The organism is Catenuloplanes sp. NPDC051500 (assembly GCF_044454585.1).
Lineage (GTDB): Bacteria > Actinomycetota > Actinomycetes > Mycobacteriales > Micromonosporaceae > Catenuloplanes.
In genome coordinates this window covers 332,128-350,866 of the sequence record NZ_JBITDX010000004.1, presented here as the reverse complement: position 1 = coordinate 350,866, position 18,739 = coordinate 332,128, and the positions used below count along the sequence as shown (strand labels likewise).

Below are 18,739 nucleotides of genomic sequence, written 5' to 3'. Positions count from 1 at the left end.
GATCTTCGATCGGATTGACCAGTTCCGGATATTCATCAGACCTCGTCCGCTGAGCCGATCGGCAGGGCCGACACCGCGTCTTCCCCGCTGGGCAGGATACGTAATCGACGGCGTGTGCACTACCTCACCCAGGACCTGAGTAGACGGACCAGGAATGCGACACCGTCCGCTCACCGCCGGTGACCCTAAAATGATCATGGTTCGCGCACTTCGTGAAGAAACCCCGCGAACCGGGATTGGCGATCACCTTCCACCGGGCATTAGCTGCGGAGAAGGAGGAACCCATGTCCGGTACGCAGATCGTCGTCCTCGTCATCATCGCCGTCATCGTGCTCGCGGTCGCCGCCGCAGCCGTCCTCTACGGCAGCCGCCGCGGTGGCAAGCGGCTCCAGGAACGCTTCGGACCCGAATACGACCGCACCGTGGCCGAGGCGGGCAGCAAGGAGGCCGCCGAGAAGGAGCTGCTCGAACGCGAGCGCCGCCACGCCGAGCTCACCATCACGCCCATCAGCGACGAGTCCCGCACCCGCTACACCACCGAGTGGGAGCGGATCCAGGCCACGTTCATCGACTCCCCCGTCGACGCGGTCGCCGAAGCTGATGAACTCGTTACCCAGCTGGTGGCGGAACGCGGATACCCTACTGAGAACTACGAAGAGCAGCTCCGCCACCTCTCGGTCGAGCACGCGAACACGCTCGGCCACTACCGGGACGCGCACGAAATCAGCGTCGCCAGCGCCCGTGGTGAGGCCAGCACCGAGCAGCTCCGCAAGGCGCTCGTGCACTACCGCGCACTCTTCGGTGAGCTCCTCGGCACCGATCCCGTGCCGCCGGCATCTCCCGCCAGTTCCACCGAGAACACCCACACCAGCCACCGGTGAGGAGACCTTCCGATGCGTTTCTTCCAGAGCGAGTCGCACTCGAAGCCTGACGACACCGACACCACCGACGACACGGTACGCACGGAGCCGGTGCCGGCCCAGCGCGCCTCCGACGAGAACGACACCGACCGCGGGCCGGACGCCGCGGACAGCCCGCACATCTCCACCGGGCGCGACGCCGACGACAGCCCGCACATCTCCGGCGGGTTCGCGGACACGGACACCGGCACGGATCGGAACGGCCACGTCGACGACGAGGCACCCCTGACTGTCGAGGACGACAGCTCGGCCCACGACGGCGAGCCGGTCGACGCGGACGTGGTCTCGGACGAGCCGGTGTTCGTCGAGCCTGCGCCGCAGGACACCGCTTTCGGCGCGGCCACGGTGGGCGGTGCGGTGGCGGCCTCGGAGCAGGCGGCCCGCCGTGAGGAAGACTCCCCTGCCGTGGGCACTGCCTCCGTGCCGGACTCCGAGGGCTTCGGTGCGGCGCACGACGCCGACCACGCCGAGGTGGTCGAGGGCTTCGGTTCCGCCGTGGACGAGCCGCACCGGACCGGGGACCAGGTGGACGACGCCACCCCCGCCCACCTGGCCGAGGACGACGACGAAACCGGCAAGCCGATCCGCGCCGAGGCAGTCGAGGGCTTCGGGACGGCCGGCGACACGCAGGGCTTCGGGACGGCCGACGACTCCGAAGGCTTCGGCACGGCGGACGACAAGCCGCTCCGCGCTGAGGACACCCAGGACGGCGACGCCGCTGAGCACACCCCGGACGCGGTCGTGGTCGAGGACGCCCACGACGACACTCCGGACGCAGTCGTGGTCGACGACACCCGGGACGCCGTCGTAGTCGACGACGGCCACCACGACGCTCGGGACATCGACGCGAACGACGACGCCGCCGCCGACACCTCGCACGCCACCGGCATCGACGAGACCCCGGATGTCACAGGCATCGACGACACCCGTGACGCCACCGACGTGGATGGCCCCGAGTACACCGTCGTGGATGACACCAGCGACGCCGCCGGCGCACACGACACCGACGCCGCACACGACACCGATGACGCCGCCAGTGCGCGCGACACCGACGACCCCGCTGGCACGCACGACGCCGACGACCCCGCCGGCGCACACGACACCGACGACCCCGCCGGCGCACACGACACCGACGACGCCGCCAGCGCACACGACATTGATGACGCCGCCGGCGTCGATGACGACGAGCATGTCGAGGGAGAGCCTGTGAAGACGGACACTGCCGACACCACCGCGCTCGGCGTCGCCGCCGGTGCGGCCGCCGGCGCCGCAGTAGCAGGCGTCGCCACGAAGGACCGGGACCGCGACGGCTTCCCGGACAGCCAGCGGGTGGCCCCGGACGGCGAGCCGCTCGTGTCCGACGCCTCGGCCGCCGTGCCGATCGAGCCGGTCCCGGCCCCGGCCGACGCGATCGAGACGCCCACCGCCACGGACGAGCCGGTCGAACTGCTCCCCGGCGACGTGCCGGAGCAGCCGGCGCTGGCCGCGTTCTTCAGCCAGGACAAGGCGGGCGACTTCCGCGACCGCTGGCGCGAGGTGCAGCTGCGCTTCGTGGACGACCCGGCCCAGGCCGCGTCGGACGCCGGCACGCTTATCGACGAGGTGGTCACCGCGCTCAACGCGGCGATCACCGAGCAGCGGGAGGCGCTGGGCGGCGGCAACTCCGGCCAGGGCGACACCGAGCAGCTGCGCGTGCTGGTCCGCCGCCAGCGCGACTTCCTGGACCGCATCCTCGGACTCTGACCCCGACACGATTCGCGGCCGTCCCACCGGGACGGCCGCGTTCGCGTTTCCAGACCACTGCGGCTCGGCGCACGTCGGCCCGCCCACAATTCACAGATCAACCGCCGCCACGGTACGACGGCAGCCTCGGTTCGGCCGGCGGTGCCAGTGACCACACTCCGCTGCCGACGACGGTCCCGACCCTGCAGCAGGCGTCAGAAGCCGTCCGGCCGGCAGGCTCACCCGCGCGCCCCTGCCGACACCATCAGTAGCCGCCCGGCCGGCAGGCATCACCCACACAACCCAGCCGACAACCTCAGAAGCCGCCCGCCAGCGATGCCACCGCACGACCCGGGCAACAGCGTCAGTGGCGGCTCGGCCGGCGACGGCGGTCGCGGAGGCCGAACAACGCGCCGACCTGTGCACCCACCACCGCAGCAGCGGCCAGCACCGCAGAGACGGCGAGCGGTAGCGGCCCGCGGTCGTTGCCGTCCAGTCCCTTGGCGCCGTTGAGTCCGCCGAGCGGGTCCTCGCCGTGATGCGGCGCGGGCGTCTGCGTCCCCTGACCACCCGCGGCGGCCGGTCCGGGAGTCGCGGTGCCGGGCGCTGCCGAGCCTGGCGCGGACGCACCGGGCGCGGACGCACCGGGCGCGGACGCACCGGGCGCGGACGCACCGGGCGCAGAGGCGCTGGGTGCGGGCGTGCTCGGGGCTGCCGTGGTCGGCGCGGGTGCGGGTGTGGTCGGCGCGGGAGCTGACGAGTTGCCGGGCACCGGGGCCGGATCCGCCTCGCCGGGAGTGGCCGGCGGCGTCGCGTCGGCCGGGGGTGGCGCATCGACCAGGCCGGTCGCGTGCTGGCGTACCCCGTGGTCCTGGGCGTTCTCCGGCAGGTGCAGGAAGTCGCCCGCCTTGATCAGGTCCGGGTCGCCGATCTTGTTGAGCTCGGCCAGCTCCGGGTAGCGCTCGAAGTCGCCGAGATAGCGGTCCGCGATGGCGCCCAGGAAGTCGTCCTGCTCGACGCGGTAGACCGGCTCGCCGGCCTGCGCCTCCGTGACCGGGCCCGGCGCCGCGGCCTGCGCACCGCCACCGTCGCCGCCGGTCGCCGTGTGCAGCGGGCCGCTCCCGGGCGTACCACTCCAGGGTCCTTGATCCCAGGTGTTGTTCTGGGCGGCGGGAATCAGGTCCGGGGTCGCCTGACGGACCGGGGCGGCGCCGAAACCTGCGGTGTGGGCCGGCGTCTGGCTCTGGTAGCCGACGTGCAGCGGCGTGTCGCCGGGAATGCCGATGCTCGGCGCGCCGGCCGGTGTCATCGCGTACCCGGTGGTGGTCTGCCCGAAGCCGAGCGCGGACGCGGACGCCGCGGCGCCGGTGGAGACGATAAGCGTGACCGACGCGATGAGCGCGGTCGCCATCCGCTGCTGGGTGCGCATGCCGGGCAGGTGCGGCGCGGGCACCCGCAGCACCAGCGCGCACAACTCGATCAGCACGGAGAGCGCGAACGTCAGCCAGCCGAGCCAGCCGACCAGCGCGAGCGCGCGCAGGAAGAGTTGCCCGTCGTCCGGGCTGGTAAGTGTTGTGACCGCCTCGCCGAACGTGGGTACGTGGTCCGGGAGCGGGTTCCCGGCGATCAGGTACAACGCGATCGGTGCGCCGCCGAGCAGGCCGACGAGCAGCACGAGGCCGGCCAGCCCGGTCGCGATCCTTCCGATTCTCCGCGGTACGGAGACGTATGTGCTCGTCATGCCCCGTCGCCTTCTCTCGTGGGTGCGGTCCTAATCAGTCCTGAGCTCCGCGGTGGCGCTGCCGTTGACCGTGACCTGCTCGGGGAACCCGAAGATCGGCAACATCACCATGTCGTACGTCATCTGCACGTTGACCCGCAGGCAACGGGCCGTGTCGGCACAGCCCTCGCCCTGGGTGACCCAGTTCGCCTCGCCCGCCACACCGGCCCGTTGCAGGTAGTCGACCGCGGCGGTGGCGGCGGCGTTCCTGTCGACGACCTGGACGCCGTCGAGCATCGCCCGTTCCAGGTCGATCTGCTGGCCGCCGGCCCTGGCCGCCTCCGCCGCCAGGTTGTTCGCGCGCTGCGTGGTGCGCAGCCGCCCGGCCGCGTCGAAGGACAGGCCGATCACCACGAGCACGGCGAACAGCGCGATCGCCAGGAAGATGCTGACCCGCCCGCGGTCCCGGCCCGCCCGGATCATGATCTGCTCCGGTATGTGTCGAGCACCGACTCGTAGCGCGCCCGGATCACCCGGTCGCCCGGCACACCCGGGAAACCGAGGTCCGCGAACGAGATCACGCAGGTCACGGTCACCACCACTGACGCGGGCTCGCCCACGTTCCGGTTGAACGCGGTGGTCAGCGAGTTCGGCGTGCCGTAGCTGATGAAGTCGCTGTTGTGGCAGGTCACGTCCTCGTTGGTGAGCGCGGTCCGGGCCGCGCTCCGGGCGGCGTTGTCGGCCGCGGACGCATTGCGGGAGATGGAGGCGGCCCGGGCAGCGTCGTGGGCCGCCAGGTCGACAGCGTTTGCCGCGGTGCCGGTCCGGCCGACCACGAACGCGGTCACGATCAGCGCGAGGAACGCGGGCGTGAGGATCGCGACCTCGACGGAGACCGACCCTCGGTCGGCGCGGCGGATCATCCGCCACCACCCGGTGTGAAGCGCTCGACCGGCCCGTTCGCGGACTGGGTGACAGTGATGTTCCAGCCGGGGATGACCGAAAGCGCGGTGCCGCTCACCACGCAGGTGACCTGGTCCGGCGTCTCGGTCACGGAGATCTGCGCCTTGGTGAGCCAGTCCCCCGCGGTCAGGATGAACTTCTCGGCCCGCGTCTTGCCGGAGCCGTCCTTCGCCGCGAACATCCGCTCCGCGGTGACCGCTTCCTGTGCGGCCGCAAGCGCGGTGGCCCGCGCCATGTAGACGGCCGCTACCTGGATCGCACCGAAGAGCATGAAGAGCACGACCGGCATCAGGATGGCCAGCTCGACCGGGGAGGCGCCGCGGTCCGGGCGCCGGGCACGCGGCGGCCGCGCACGGTCTCGGGTGGACCGTGCGCGGCCTGGGATGGCGGGTCCCGTCATCACCGTCGACTAGTTGGGCACGGCCGGGATGGTGCCGGTGGTGTGGTCCATGAACGTGTTCGCCTTGGCGTACGCCCAGGCCAAAACGCCCACGGCCAGCGCGGCCAGCCCGGCGATGATGATCACTGTCGGCACAGGGCCGTCGCCGCGGTCCCGGTTCTCAGGGCGGTTGAGGCTCGCCAGACGGGTGGAGACGGCGACATACGCATTCAGCAGTAAGGCCATTGTGGGGCCTCCCTTCGGACGTGGTGGTCAGACCCGGGCCATGAACGGGAAGAGAACAAAGCCGAGCAGGACGAAGACGAGCAGGGCACCGGGGATGTCGAGCCGGCTGGTGACGCCCTCGGCCCGGGCCAGCGACTCGGTCCGGATCTGGTCGCGCAGGGCGTCGGCCCGGCTGCGCAGGGTGTCGTGCACCTGCGCGCCCTCGGTGCCGGAGGACTGCATGATCGCGCCGACGTCGCCCAGCTCGGGCACGCCGATGCGCTCGGAGAGTTCACGCAGCTCCTCCCAGGGGGAACGCATCTGCAGTTGTGCGATGTGCAGCGCGTCCCGGATGCGGTCGAACACCCAGCCGTCGCAGATCTCGGCGGCCTGTTCGAGGGACTGGACCGGGCCGTGCGCAGCGGAGATCTGCAGCGCAACCAGGTCCAGGTAGGTGCAGACGGCCCGGCTGAACTCGCGTCGCGCGCGCTCGGCCTTGGTCAGCACGTCCTGATGCGCGATCCAGGCCGCGGCCACCGCGAGCAGCAGACCGGCGAAGACCGGCACCACGAACGGTGGGCGTACGCCGGCCGCGGCCATCAACGTGACCACCACGATCGGCGTGACCAGTCCACACAGTGCGGAGAGCAGGATGGAGAGCGCGTACTGCTCCGGGGTACGGCCGAGCAGGTCCAGCTCCTGCTGCGGCGGGCGCAGCCAGCGGGCCAGACCGCCGAGCCAGTCGAGCCGGCGGCGGCGCCTGCGCTCGTCACCTGTCGCCTGCCGCTGCTGATGCAGTCGGCGCAGCGCCGGGCCGAGCGCGGGAGTGGCCGGCATCAGCTCGCGGACGAAGAGGAACACGCCGGCACCGACTGCCGCGCCGCCGCCGACAGCGATCGCCAGGTCGGTGTTGAGGAGCAGGCCGAAGGGGGCGTTCACCGGATCCCCTCCCCGGTGCGCGGCGGGTTGAGGAAGCGCGGCACCGGCGGCGGCATGCTCATCCCGCGGACCCAGGCGAGCAGCGAGACGAACACGGCGCCGAGCGACGCCATCACGATCTGGCCGAGCGCGGAGTCGTACGGCCGCATGTACTGCGGGTTGAACAGCCCGAGGACCAGCACGAACAGCGTGACACCGGTGAGGAACCGCACCGCGAACCTCGGCTGGGTACGTTTCGCCTCCACCTCGCGCCGGGTGGCGACGTCCGCGGCCGCGCCCGCCGCGATCGCGGTAAGCACGTCGCTGAGCCGCTCGCCACGGTCCGTGAGGTGCAGGATCAGCGCGGCCACCACCTGGTCCGCGACCGGGTCGCCCATCTCGTCCGCGAAGAGCAGCAGCGAGTCGCGCGCGTTCTCGCCGGCGCGCAGCCGGGCCGCGAGCGTGCGCACCTCATTGTTGATCGTGTCGGGCGCGGTCGCGGCGGTGCTGACGATGGCCTGCTGGAGGCCCTGGCCGATGTTGGAGACGTCCTTGAGGCGGCGGGTCCACTCGCCGAGCGCCTCGACCCTGGCGATGCCGCGCTGCTCGGCCCGGCCGACCGTGAACAGCCACGGCGCACCCGGGATCGCGATGCCGACCAGCACGCCGATCACCGGCAGGCCGGTGAGCAGCCAGGCGAACGCGCCGCAGGCGAACGCGGCCACGATCAGCGCGCGATGCCGCCGGCGGCCGGACGCGCTCGGGTCGCTGCCGTTCCAGATCGTCCGCAGCTGCACGGTGAGCCGGGTGTCGGGGGTGGACGGCCCGGGACGGCCGAACAGCGCCACCCCGGCCAGGATCAGGCCGCCGACGATCGCGGCGCCGGCCAGCGCCGCGATCAGCGAGAGGCTCGCGTTCTGATTCACGCCGATCCCTCCCCGCACCTGTCGCTCATGCCGCGGGCCTCAGCAGACTCAGCCGGGGACGGCGCCAGGCGCCGGTCTTCGCGTCGATGTACCGGCTGAGCATCCGCGGGTCGTACCCGACGCGCATCAGCTGGTCACGGACCCGCTCGGGCAGGTGCATCGGAATCGCACGGCCGTCCCGCCCCGGCCCGAAGACAGTGGTGGTGGAGAGCCGGCCGCCCTCACCCATGCCGATGACCTCTTCGACGTGCGAGACGAAGCGGTGCTTGCGGCCGCCGATCGCGGTCTCGTCCTCGATCGTCACGTAAACGATCAGGTCGAGCGCGTTGCCGGCCATCCGGCGGGCCATCTCGACCGTCATCTCACGGCCGTGCGAGAGCGCCAGCTCGATGATCCGCTCCAGCACACCACTTGAGGTACGCGCGTGGATCGTGCACATCGAGCCGCGGCTCGTGGTCATCGCCTGCAGCATCGGAACGATCTCCCGGGACCGCACCTCGCCGACGATGATGCGCAGCACGCCCATCCGCAGCGACAGCGGGATCAGGTCCGCGATCGTCACCTCGCCGGCCGGGCGCCCGTCCGAGCCGCGCTCGCCGTGCCCCTCCCGGGCCTCGAAGCTCATCACGGCCCGGTGGTAGCCGTTCTCGTCCTTCGCGGGAAGCAGCTCGCGGCTCTCCTCAAGCAGCACGAACGGCTCGTCCGGCGCGATCTCCCGCATCAGCGCGCGGATGACAGTGGTCTTCCCGGCGCCGGCCAGCCCGGCGACCATGATGTTCAGGCCGGCGCGCATCGAGGCGCGGAGGAAGTCGCGAAGCAGCGGGTCGACCATCTCGTCCAGGTCCGCGCGGGTGCCGGCGATGTCGTCGAGCGTCACATCAAGCGTGTTGTGCCGGCGGATCACCGCGTACGGCCGGCGGCTGACCAGGTACACCGCGGCGAGCCGGCTGCCGTCCGGCAACTGCAGGTCGAGCGTGGGCTTCGACGTGGAGAGCGACCGCTCGGTGGCACCGGCCCGGCGGGCCGCGGCCTGAATGGTCTCGATCATTTCCTCGTCGCTGTCCGCGATCGCCTCGCCCCAGTCCACGCCACCGTTGCGCCGGGTGATTCGCACCCGGTCACAGCCGAGCACGTGCACCTCCTCGATGGTCGGGTCGGTGAGCAGCCGCTGGAGCCGGCCGAGTCCGACCATCTCCGCGGTGACCAGGTCGAGCAGCACGCGCTCGTCGGCGGCGGAGATCGGCGTGCCGGTGCGGCGCTGCCCGTCCGCGTACTCCGCGACGACCGAGACCGCCAGCCGGTCCCGCTCACGCCGCTCCTCCTCGGGCGTGTGGCTCTGCCCGCGTTCAAGCGTGGTGATCCGTTCGCTGAGCCGCCGGCGCAGGTCCTTGACCACCGTGTAGTCACGGCGCGGTGGCTCCGGCGCGACCGGCGGCGCCATCGTGCTTCCGGCCGGCTGCGGCGCGATGTTGAAGGCCTGCGCCGGGAACGCCGGGGGCGCGCCGTTGGCCGGCGGGTGCCCGTTCGCCGGTGGCGGCTGCTGGCGCGGGTCCTGGGACAGTGGCTCAAACCGCACGCGGCAACTCCTCCGTGATCGGCCCGTTCGAGGCGGGCGGAGCCGGCGGTGGCAGGTGCTGGGCCTGATGCGGCACGTGCGGCGGGGCTGACACGGGCCGCTGCGCCGTCTGGGGCAGGTCCTGAGCCTGGTGCGTCGCCTGCGGTGGGGCCGACACCGGGCGCTGCGCCTGCTCGGGCAGGTTCTGAGCCTGCTGCGTCGCGCGCGGCGGGACAGACACCGGACGCTGCTGCTGTTGCGGGAGGTGCTGGGTCTGGTGCGTCGCCTGCGGTGGTGCCGACACCGGGCGCTGTGGTTGTTGCGGCACCAGCGGCGGCAGGTGCTGCCCCTGGTGCGCCGCGGAGGGCGCGAGCGGCATGTGCAGCGACTGTTGAGGCGCGGGCTGCTGCGATATCGGCGGTGCCGGCGGCACGTGCTGCGACTGCTGCGGCGGGGCCGGCATCTGCGCGGTCTGCTGCGGTACTGCCGTCATGTGCTGAGCCACCGGCGGCATGTGCTGAGGTATCGGCGGCGGGGGTGGCATGTGCTGCGGCACGGGCGGCATCGGCGGCGCCATCGTGTTCCAGGTCGCCCGCGCCCGCCGACGGTCCACCATTGACCGCACCGGCATCTCCAGCGCCGCGGCCGCACGCATCAGCGGCCGCCGCCCGCGCACCGTCCCGCCATAGCTGAGCACCTGCGCGGTCTGCCTGTCGATCGGCAGGTGCGCCGCGACCGGCACGCCGAGCGCGCGGCTGATCTCGCCCTTGCCGTGCCCGCCGCCGACCACCACGAGCCGTACCGTGCCGGGCGGCACGCCGTTGTCCCGCAGGTCGCGGCTGATCGCCTCGATGGTGGCGGCCGCGTTGGACAGGTCCGGCAGCCGCGCGGAGGTGACCACCATGACCGCGGAGGCGGCGCGCAGGATCGGCCACGGCGGGTTCGCCACGTGCAGGCGCCCGCAGTCGGCAAGCACGTCAAAGCCGGGGTTCTCGTGCTCCAGGCGGCTGAAGAAGTCCGCGAACCGGCCCCAGAGCGGCGTCAGGCTGCCCGCCTGCCCCGGGTTGGCCAGGCCGGGCAGCAGCAGGCGCTGCCGCTTCGGCGCGTCCAGGTCGACGAGCTGACCCCAGAACTCCTGCTCCAGGCGGCCGTCCCGCAGCTCGGAGACGGCCAGCTCGCCGATGCCGCGCGGGCCTTCGAGCGCGCCGCCCAGGTACCCGGCCATCAGCGAGCCGCCGGCCGGGTCGCACTCGGCCAGCACCACGCGGCTGTGCCAGGAGAGCGTGCAGGCCAGGGCCGTGGTGGTCACGCCGGGCGAGCCCTTGGGCGAGACGAACGCGATGATCGCCACGATCAGGATCCGCTCTGCAGCACTACCGAGATCCGCTGCTGCGCGTGCAGCAGGACGACCGCGGCGGCATCCTTCTCGGCGAGGGAGACGTACACGACTGTCATGTCGCTGGCCACCAGGCCGTTGTCGGCGGGCGCGACCGTGTCGACGACGACACCCTGGAACCGGGTGGCCTCGCTCGGCGAGGCGTCCTGCTTGGCGGGCGCGCCGACCAGCAGCACCTTGTCGCCGGGGCGGAGCGCGCGGGCCGGGATCTCCTGCGGCGCGAGCCCGAGCGCGACCTGCTGCTGGCCAGGGCCGAGCAGCTGCTTGTCGGTGATCTGGTCCGGGGTGAGCAGGCTGCCCGGCGAGAGCGCCACTGCGGCGCGCTTGCCGATCACCTTGTCCCGGTCCGCGAACGCGATCGGCGTGAGGCCCTGCCCGCCGCCGAGCTGCACCGACATCACGTCCTGCTCGGCGAGCACGGTGCCGACCGAGACCGGGCGCGCCACCCCGATGTACTCGCCGGTGGCCCGCACCGAGTTCACCGCGAACGCGGCACCGAGCCCACCCAGCGCGATAAGCAGAAGAGCAAGACCCAACAGCCCCGGCCGGGTACGCCGCTGGCGCACCACCTTCGGCGGGGCGACCGGGGCATCTGCCATTCCGGGGGCGGGACGCGAGGGCGCCACGGTCATCGGTTCACCACCTGAAGCTCGTTGACGATGTAGTTCGCCTGGTTGACCGGGCTCTGCACGCCGGGCAGCACGCCGTTCTCCGCGCCGGCCACCCAGGCGACCTCCCAGAACGTCGACACGGAGATCGCATACGTGCCGGCCGCCCGGTACCCGGCGAGGTTGTTGCCCGTCATGGGGTACCCGCAGGTCGGCGACGGGGAGCTGCCGGACCCGCTGGTCCACTGGTTGCCCCGCGCGCGGCAGACGACCGTGTTGCCGTCGCCCATGACCCACTCGGCCCGGGACGGCGTCGCCGTGACGCTCACGGTCAGACCGGTGATGGTCGCCGTCTTGGTGACCTCCTGCCAACCGGCGGCGTTCGAGATCCGCATCCAGACCGGCAGGCCGAGTACACCGGAATTGGCCGGCGCGAGCTCGATCTGCGGCCGAGGGAACGAAATCGTGGCGAGGATCTGCGCGGCGATCTCCGCCGGGTCGGGCACGAACAGGTCCGGCGGGTTCGCCAGCGGAAGTGACTCCTGAAGGCCGCCGGTGTCGATGCAGGCGCGGACGTACTGCGTCATGCCCTCGGGCACGCCGACCGGCTGCGGCGTCTGCACCCGGTAGTAACAGCCGTCGTTGGCGTTGAACGAGCCCGCGCCCTCGATGTAGCAGGCGACCTCCGCGCCCTTCCACGTGCAGGTCCCACCGCCGCCTCCGCCACCGCCGGGGTTTCCGCCGCCGTTGCCGGGATTCGTGCCGCCGATGCCGCCGCCGATGCCGCACTCGACGGAGTCGGGCGTGTTCTCACAGTTCGGCGGTGCGGCGAAGGCGTCCGGGCCACGGATCAGCATGACGCCGGTGGTCGCGAGCACGCCGGTCAGCAGCGTGGCGAACGCGAGGCGCAGGCGCGTCCGGCGGGTCAGCACGGCTGGTCCTCGTGCGACAGGCCCTGGCTGACCAGCCAGCCCAGCTCCGGGTAGAACGTGGCGGTGGCGGTGGCGACATAGCGGACGTTCTGCTTGCCGGGGACCGCGGATCGCGTTGTCTTGTAGACCATTTTGTAATCCGTCCCGTCGACGCAGTCCTGTATCTGAACCGTCCTGGGCGTGCTTTCGAGATCAACAACCGTGACCGTCGGATTGGTGACCAGGCGCCCTTGCCGGATCGCGCCCTCCCGCTGGAGAAGACTGATTCCGGCCTGCACCCGTCCCAATAATGGATCAGCCAGGTATTTCCGCAAATCGGGATAGCGCGGATCCGGGATCGCCGATGCCTTTTGCGCCGCGTCCATATAACCGGTGTACGCGGCCATCGCAGCCTCAGCCGCCGCGGACCGCTCGGTGGTCTCGGTGGAGGCCGCGGACGGCGGGCCGTCCAATGAGGCCGGCGCGGGACCCTCCTGGCCACCGCAGGCGCTCACAACGCCTGCCAGGCCTAGGACCGCAAGGATCGCGAGGACCCTTCTCGTGGTGTGCTGCTGCACCCGGTGCATCGATGAAGGCCCTCCTCCCGTTCATCACAGGCGCCGATGGACGGACATGCTCCACGACGCCCCATATGCGAGAGGCGTCGCGATTGTTACATGATCCCGATTTACGATTGAACCGCTCCGCGCCCCACTTCCCGCGCGGCCCTCCCCATGGGCCGTCCTGCTTCGCACCTCGTCACCGAGGCGGCTCGCCGGCCGAGTAACGCCGACAATGGGGGAGCATAGGCCCGGCGCCGCCAATAGAACAGAGGCAATCCGAGCCGGTACGAAGAGTAACGATCTCCAGCTCACGGCCTCGATCTTCCGCTCTCAGTGCCGTCAATGTGCCGGACATCTCGTGCCCGGGCGGTGGTCATCGGTGCCCGGCCGCGGCGCGACCACCGGGATTCCCGGCCGGAGCGCGAAAACGCAGGGGGTGCGGCGCCGCGGGTGATCGTGCAGGTCCGGGCGCGGTGGCGATTGTCGATCTCCGCCGGGGCGGCGCCGACGGGGCGAAACGAACGACCCAGGCGCCACTTAGATCACTTGCGCAACATGAAGAATACTCTGTGTAGTTAGAACAGCGAGCCCACCTCGTACCCCAAATGTGGCTTTAGCGGGTTATGGGGTTTTGCTACCTCAAGTTTCCCTTAAGACGGTGGCGACCGTCTTTCACGGACGACACAAGATCGGCATCATTGGCCGACTTCGTTTCATGCGTCGAGCGGGGCCGGCTGCCACCGGCTCCGCTCCGCAAAGCCGCTCACACGGAAACCCGCAGCCAGGAGCCGGGCCGGTAAGGGGCGTCGAGCCGCTTGGCGATGACCGCGGGCAGCTCGTGCGCCCGCGCGGCGTCCACCGCGAAGCCGCCACCGCCGGAGAAGTACGGCGGGGTCTGCCACGCCTCGCCGGACACGTCCAGGTCCGCAAGCAGTGAACGCCGGTCCGCGTAGCCGAGCTCCTCGGTGGACCGTCCCTCAAGCCACAACAGGTCGAAGACCAGCAGTTGCACGGGGATCCGCCCGGTCCGCCGCCGTGAGCCGCCCTCGATCCGGGACCGCAGCGCCGACCGGCTCACGCGCCCCTCCCGGTCGAACGCGACCACCACGCCGTCAAGCACGCACTCGGTCGGCGCCAGCGACTCGGCCAGACCGCGCAGCTCGCCGAACGCGCTGGTCAGGTCGTGGCCGTCCGCGTCAAGCAGGCGCAGCCGGCCGCCCTCGACCGCGGCGATCGCGCGGGCGCCGTCCCACTCCATCTCGTAGGCCCAGTCGCCGTCACCACCGGGCAGCCGCGCGGCCGGGATCGGGCGGACCGGCAGGATCTGGTCCGGCATCGGCGTCCAGCCCGGCTCCGGCGGGTCCATCCGGCGGATCAGCCAGTCGCAGTCGCGCGTGCGGTGCAGCGCATAGCGGCCGGAGACACGGTCGCCGCGCAGCACCACGACCACCTCGTCGTCGCTCCACGCCTCTACCTCGTACCGGCCCCGGTCGAAGATGGTCATGGCCCCGCCGCCGAACTCGCCGCGGTCCGCCTCATGGTCGCCGGTGCGCACGGCCAGGTGGTGCCGGCACGGGTCACGGGGCAGGCCGCGCGGCACGGCCCAGGTGTTCCGCTCCAGGTGCAGATCCCAATGCAGGCGGCGGGCGTGATGCTGGTGGATCACGAACGAGTACGCGGCCTGCCGGGTCCGGCCAGCCTCGCGTGAGCCACGATAAGCTTCCAGTCGGTCACCCATAGCCACATTGTGCGGCCGAATAGCGCAGATCGCCCTGTGATGGACGTGAATGAAACGGTGTTGTCACCTGCGCCGGTCAGTGCCGGTAGTGGCCGAGCAGCCCGACCAGCTCATCGGCCATTCCGGTAAGCCGGTCCGCCTCCTCGCGCGACGTCGCGGACTCCTCGAGCGTCACCCGCACGGCCCGCGACACCTCGCCCATGGTGCCGGCGATCTCCTCGCCGCGGCCGGTCGCCTCGGACATGTTCCGGTTCATCTCGCCGGTCGTCGCGGACTGCTCGTCCACCGCGCCCGCGATCGTGGTCTGGAACTCGTTGATCCGCTCGATGATCGCGGTGATCTGCGCGATCGCCTCCTGCGCCGCCTGCGTGTCCGCCTGAATCGCCTGCACCTGCCCGACGATGCCCTCGGTCGCCCGGGACGTCTCCTGCGCCAGATCCTTCACCTCGCCGGCCACCACCGCGAAGCCCTTGCCCATCTCGCCGGCGCGCGCGGCCTCGATCGTGGCGTTGAGCGCCAGCAGGTTCGTCTGCGCGGCGATTGCGGTGATGCTGCGGACCACGTGATCGATCTCCGCGCTGGACGCGCCGAGCTTCGTCATGGTCTCGTTCGTGGCGGCCGCCGCCGAGGCCGCGTCAGTCGCCACCCGGACCGCCTCGTTCGCGCTCTGCGAGATCTCCCGGATCGACGCGCTCATCTCCGTGCTGCCCTGCGCGATCGTGCCGATGTTCGCGGACATCTGGGCCGAGGCCTCGGTGGCGCCACCGGCCCGCACGCTCGCGCCCTCGGCCGCGGCCGTGATCCGGCCGGCCGCCTCGGACACCCGGCGCGAGGACCTGTTGATCTCATGAGCCGACTCCAGGAAGGCCACCACCGTGGTACGGACGCTGTCGATCGCGGTGTTCACCGCGCCCGCCATCCGGCCCAGCTCGTCCCGGGAGGAGACGGTGGCCCGCCGGGTCAGATCGCCCCGGGCGAGCGCGGCAAGCACCTCACAGACCTCGAGCAGCGGCCGCCGGATCGCGCGCAGCACGAACCAGGCCAGCACGCCGAGGAGTACGGCGCAGGTCGCCTGGGTGAGGCCCACCTGCCACTGCGCCCGGCTCTGGTGGCTGATGACCGCGGCGGACGCGGCCGACGCGTCCGCGGCCAGCGCGTCGCTGACCGTCGGCAGGCTCTCCTCCACCGCGCCGAAGCTCGCCACGAACTCGGCGTAGGAGGGTGGCGGGGCCTGCCCGGTCGCCGTGATCGCGCCCATCGTCCGCGCGGCCAGTGCGGTGTACGTCTCGATCTCGGGCTGCACGTCCCGGGCGGCCGTGCGGACTGTCGCGCTCACGTCCGTACCCTCGGCGAAGTCTTTGATCTTCTCGGTGATGATCTGGGTGTGCTCGGCGAGGTCGGCGGCCGCCTCCTGCCGCTCGGCGTCGGTGGCGGCGAGGAGCGCGCGCTGCACGTCGCCGCGGATGGCGTCGTGGGCCATGTCCGCCTCAAGCGCATGGCGGGTCGAGACGGAGGCGCGCTCGAGGTCGCCGGCGCGCGCGGCCACGTCCGCAAGCGCGGCCATCGCCATGCCGGCCGTCACCACGAGGGCCAGCAGCGCGAACGCGACGATCGACCCGATCTTGACCCCGACCGACCGGTCTCTGATACCCATAGGCCCATCGTGAGCGCTGCTCGGCCTTTATCCCGAAAAATCAGGAAATCAACCGCGCAAGACGGATCCGGCGATCCGCCCCGGGCCCCGGGCCCCGGCGGAGCGTGAGATGCCGGCGGAACGCATCCCGGGCCCGCGGTGGCGCGGGCCCGGGATCACGCGACATGGCCGCAGGTCAGGCGGTGGGGCGCTGGCCGTAGACGTTCTGGTAGCGCTCGTAGAGGGAGTCGATGTGGTGCTGCGGGAGGGGCTGGACCGGGCCGCGCAGCGTGGCGAAGTGCACGGTACGGGCCACGTCCTCACACATCACGGCCGCCTTCACCGCGGACTTGGCGTTCCTGCCGATGGTGAACGGGCCGTGGCTGCGCATCAGCACGGCCGGCGAGCGGTGCCCGGCGAGCGTCTCGACGATGCCCTTGCCGATGTCGTCGCTGCCGATCAGCGCGAACGGGCCGATCGGGATCGGGCCGCCGAACTCGTCGGCCATCGCGGTGATGACGCACGGGATCTCTTCGCCGCGGGCAGCCCAGGCAGTCGCGTACGGGCTGTGCGTGTGCACGACGCCGCCGACCTCGGGCATGGCGCGGTAGACGTAGGCGTGCGAGTCCGTGTCGCTTGACGGCGCGTGCTCACCGTCGATCACGTTCCCGTCCAGGTCGCACACGACCATCGACTCCGGCGTCAGATCCTCGTAGGAGAGGCCGCTCGGCTTGATCACCATGAGGTCGGCGCCGGGCACCCGGGCGGACACGTTGCCGCTGGTCCAGGTGACGAGGCCCCAGCGGGTGAGTTCGGAGTGCAGCAGGCACACCTCGGCCCGCAGCTTGGCCACGGTGTCGAGAAGCTCGGCAGGAATTGTCATGCGGACACCGCCTGGTTACGGATGGCGCGAAGCCGGTGGAGGGACGTGCTGGTCCGGCCGAACTGCTCGTGCAGCTCGCTGTAGATCTCGTAGAGCGCGTCGTAGGCGTCCGCCCGGGCCGGGTCGGGCGTGTAGACGTCGCGGCGCACCTTGCCCATGGCGGCGGCTGCGGCGCGGATGTCCGGGTAGGCGCCGGCGGCGACCGCGGCGTGGATCGCGGAGCCGAGCGCGGGGCCCTGGTCGGAGTCGATCAGGTGCAGCGGCCTGCGCAGCACGTCGGAGTAGATCTGCATGAGGAACTCGTTCTTCAGCAGGCCGCCGGCGACGACGAAGTCGACCACCGGCACGCCGGACCTGTCGAACGCGTCCACGATCGTGCGGGTGCCGAACGCGGTGGCCTCGATGAGCGCGCGGTAGACGTCCTCCGGCCGGGTGGCAAGCGTCTCGCCGATGATGACGCCGGACAGGTTGGCGTCGACGAGCACGGACCGGTTGCCGTTGTGCCAGTCGAGCGCGACCAGCCCGTGCTGTCCGACCGCCTGCGCGGCGGCAAGCGAGGTCAGATAGGCGTGCAGGGAGACGCCCTGGGCGGCCGCGGCCTCGGAATAGGCGGCCGGCACGAAGTTCTCGACGAACCAGCCGAAGATGTCGCCGACGCCGCTCTGGCCGGCCTCGTACCCCCAGAGGCCAGGAATGATCCCGTCCTGGACCACGCCGCACATGCCGGGCACCTCGGCGAGCGAGTCCGAACTCATGATGTGGCAGGTGCTGGTGCCCATGACCGCGAGCATCTGGCCGGGTTCGACAGCGGCGGCCGCGGGCGCGGTGACGTGCGCGTCGACGTTGCCGACCGCGACCGCGATGCCCTCGGGCAGGCCGGTCCAGCCCGCCGCCTCGGCGGACAGCGTTCCGGCGAGCCCGCCGAGCGGCGCCAGGTCGAAGCGCAGCTTGTCGACAAAATCGGCGAAACCGGGATTGAGCGCCGCGAGGAACGACTCGGACGGCCAGTCGCCGTCCTGGTAGATGCCCTTGTAGCCGGCGGTGCAGACGTTGCGTGACTCGACGCCTGTCAGCTGCCAGACGATCCAGTCCGCCGCCTCGATCCACCGGTCCGCACGGGCGTAGATCTCCGGGTCCTCCTCCAGGACCTGCAGCCCTTTCGCGAACTCCCACTCCGAGGAGATCTTGCCGCCGTAGCGGTTGATCCACGGCTCCTTGCGCTCGTGCGCGAGCGCGTTGATCCGGTCCGCCTGCGGCTGGGCGGCGTGGTGCTTCCACAGCTTGACGTAGGCGTGCGGCCGGTCCGCGAAGCCCTCGACCTCGTTCAGCGGCGTGCCGTCGGCAAGCGTGGGCAGCACGGTGCAGGCGGTGAAGTCGGTGGCGATGCCGATCACTGCGGACTCGGGCACACCGGCCGAGGCCAGCGCGGCCGGCACGGTCCGGCGCAGCACCTCGCGGTAGTCCTCGGGAACCTGCAGCGCGGTGTCCGGCGCGAGGCGCACGGACGAGCCGGGCAGCGTGCGCTCGAGGACGGCGTGCGGGTATTCGTACACGGCGCTGGCCAGCTCGGTGCCGTCGGCGACGCGGACCACGACGGCGCGCCCGGAGAGCGTGCCGTAGTCGACACCGATCACCACGGCGTCGCTGTTAGCGCTCACACCATCGGTCATGGGACAAAT

General features: G+C 71.5%; 17 protein-coding genes and 1 pseudogene. 2 read left to right on the top strand and 16 right to left on the bottom strand.

Annotation, left to right across the window (positions count from 1 at the left end; genetic code table 11):
• The first annotated feature begins 284 nt into the window (after positions 1 to 284).
• Both ACIA8K_RS10885 and ACIA8K_RS10880 read left to right on the top strand, forming a co-directional pair.
• Positions 285 to 881, top strand: a complete 597-nt coding sequence (locus tag ACIA8K_RS10885) for a hypothetical protein (RefSeq protein WP_396057316.1) — start codon at positions 285 to 287, stop codon at positions 879 to 881.
• 12 nt (positions 882 to 893) lie between these two features.
• Positions 894 to 2,663: a hypothetical protein gene (locus ACIA8K_RS10880; RefSeq protein ID WP_396057315.1), complete on the top strand. Its 1,770-nt coding sequence runs from the start codon at positions 894 to 896 to the stop codon at positions 2,661 to 2,663.
• Positions 2,664 to 3,006: 343 nt separating this feature from the next.
• On the opposite strand, the gene ACIA8K_RS10875 is transcribed toward ACIA8K_RS10880, so the two are convergent.
• The 16 genes and pseudogenes from ACIA8K_RS10875 to araB all read right to left on the bottom strand — a co-directional run bounded on the left by ACIA8K_RS10875 (position 3,007) and on the right by araB (position 18,730).
• On the bottom strand, positions 3,007 to 4,383 hold the full coding sequence (locus tag ACIA8K_RS10875; RefSeq protein WP_396057313.1) for a LysM peptidoglycan-binding domain-containing protein: 1,377 nt from the start codon (positions 4,381 to 4,383) through the stop codon (positions 3,007 to 3,009).
• A gap of 30 nt (positions 4,384 to 4,413) precedes the next feature.
• The gene (locus ACIA8K_RS10870) at positions 4,414 to 4,845 is read right to left on the bottom strand and encodes a pilus assembly protein TadG-related protein (RefSeq protein WP_396057311.1); all 432 of its coding nucleotides are present in this window, start codon (positions 4,843 to 4,845) and stop codon (positions 4,414 to 4,416) included.
• A complete protein-coding gene (locus ACIA8K_RS10865) occupies positions 4,842 to 5,285 on the bottom strand; it encodes a TadE/TadG family type IV pilus assembly protein (protein WP_396057309.1) in 444 nt (147 codons plus the stop codon). The genes ACIA8K_RS10870 and ACIA8K_RS10865 overlap by 4 nt, the downstream gene beginning before the upstream one ends.
• Positions 5,282 to 5,725 carry a TadE family protein gene (locus ACIA8K_RS10860; protein ID WP_396057307.1) on the bottom strand — a complete coding sequence of 148 codons (444 nt, stop codon included), beginning with the start codon at positions 5,723 to 5,725 and terminating at the stop codon, positions 5,282 to 5,284. Before ACIA8K_RS10860 ends, ACIA8K_RS10865 begins: the two co-directional genes overlap by 4 nt.
• A 9-nt stretch (positions 5,726 to 5,734) precedes the next feature.
• Entirely contained in the window at positions 5,735 to 5,950 is a 216-nt protein-coding gene (locus tag ACIA8K_RS10855) for a hypothetical protein (RefSeq protein WP_396057305.1), read from the bottom strand.
• 27 nt (positions 5,951 to 5,977) lie between these two features.
• The gene (locus ACIA8K_RS10850; protein WP_396057634.1) at positions 5,978 to 6,850 is read right to left on the bottom strand and encodes a type II secretion system F family protein; all 873 of its coding nucleotides are present in this window, start codon (positions 6,848 to 6,850) and stop codon (positions 5,978 to 5,980) included.
• Between the two features lie 14 nt (positions 6,851 to 6,864).
• Positions 6,865 to 7,773 (bottom strand): type II secretion system F family protein, encoded by a 909-nt coding sequence (locus tag ACIA8K_RS10845; protein ID WP_396057303.1) that lies wholly within the window; start codon positions 7,771 to 7,773, stop codon positions 6,865 to 6,867.
• A 25-nt stretch (positions 7,774 to 7,798) separates the two neighbouring features.
• Positions 7,799 to 9,349 carry a CpaF family protein gene (locus tag ACIA8K_RS10840; protein WP_396057301.1) on the bottom strand — a complete coding sequence of 517 codons (1,551 nt, stop codon included), beginning with the start codon at positions 9,347 to 9,349 and terminating at the stop codon, positions 7,799 to 7,801.
• A 529-nt stretch (positions 9,350 to 9,878) separates the two neighbouring features.
• Positions 9,879 to 10,679 (bottom strand): annotated as a pseudogene (locus tag ACIA8K_RS10835) (ParA family protein); the annotation flags it as partial.
• Between the two features lie 2 nt (positions 10,680 to 10,681).
• On the bottom strand, positions 10,682 to 11,356 hold the full coding sequence (locus ACIA8K_RS10830; RefSeq protein WP_396057299.1) for an SAF domain-containing protein: 675 nt from the start codon (positions 11,354 to 11,356) through the stop codon (positions 10,682 to 10,684).
• Entirely contained in the window at positions 11,353 to 12,264 is a 912-nt protein-coding gene (locus ACIA8K_RS10825) for a hypothetical protein (RefSeq protein ID WP_396057297.1), read from the bottom strand. The genes ACIA8K_RS10830 and ACIA8K_RS10825 overlap by 4 nt, the downstream gene beginning before the upstream one ends.
• Positions 12,258 to 12,830, bottom strand: a complete 573-nt coding sequence (locus ACIA8K_RS10820) for a hypothetical protein (RefSeq protein ID WP_396057295.1) — start codon at positions 12,828 to 12,830, stop codon at positions 12,258 to 12,260. The genes ACIA8K_RS10825 and ACIA8K_RS10820 overlap by 7 nt, the downstream gene beginning before the upstream one ends.
• A gap of 739 nt (positions 12,831 to 13,569) precedes the next feature.
• Positions 13,570 to 14,544 (bottom strand): DNA polymerase ligase N-terminal domain-containing protein, encoded by a 975-nt coding sequence (locus ACIA8K_RS10815; RefSeq protein ID WP_396057293.1) that lies wholly within the window; start codon positions 14,542 to 14,544, stop codon positions 13,570 to 13,572.
• A 76-nt stretch (positions 14,545 to 14,620) separates the two neighbouring features.
• A complete protein-coding gene (locus ACIA8K_RS10810) occupies positions 14,621 to 16,198 on the bottom strand; it encodes a methyl-accepting chemotaxis protein (RefSeq protein ID WP_396057291.1) in 1,578 nt (525 codons plus the stop codon).
• Positions 16,199 to 16,373: 175 nt separating this feature from the next.
• Positions 16,374 to 17,060 (bottom strand): L-ribulose-5-phosphate 4-epimerase, encoded by a 687-nt coding sequence (locus ACIA8K_RS10805; RefSeq protein WP_396057289.1) that lies wholly within the window; start codon positions 17,058 to 17,060, stop codon positions 16,374 to 16,376.
• Positions 17,057 to 18,730: a ribulokinase gene (gene araB / locus ACIA8K_RS10800; protein WP_396057287.1), complete on the bottom strand. Its 1,674-nt coding sequence runs from the start codon at positions 18,728 to 18,730 to the stop codon at positions 17,057 to 17,059. The genes ACIA8K_RS10805 and araB overlap by 4 nt, the downstream gene beginning before the upstream one ends.
• Between the last annotated feature and the right edge of the window lie 9 nt (positions 18,731 to 18,739).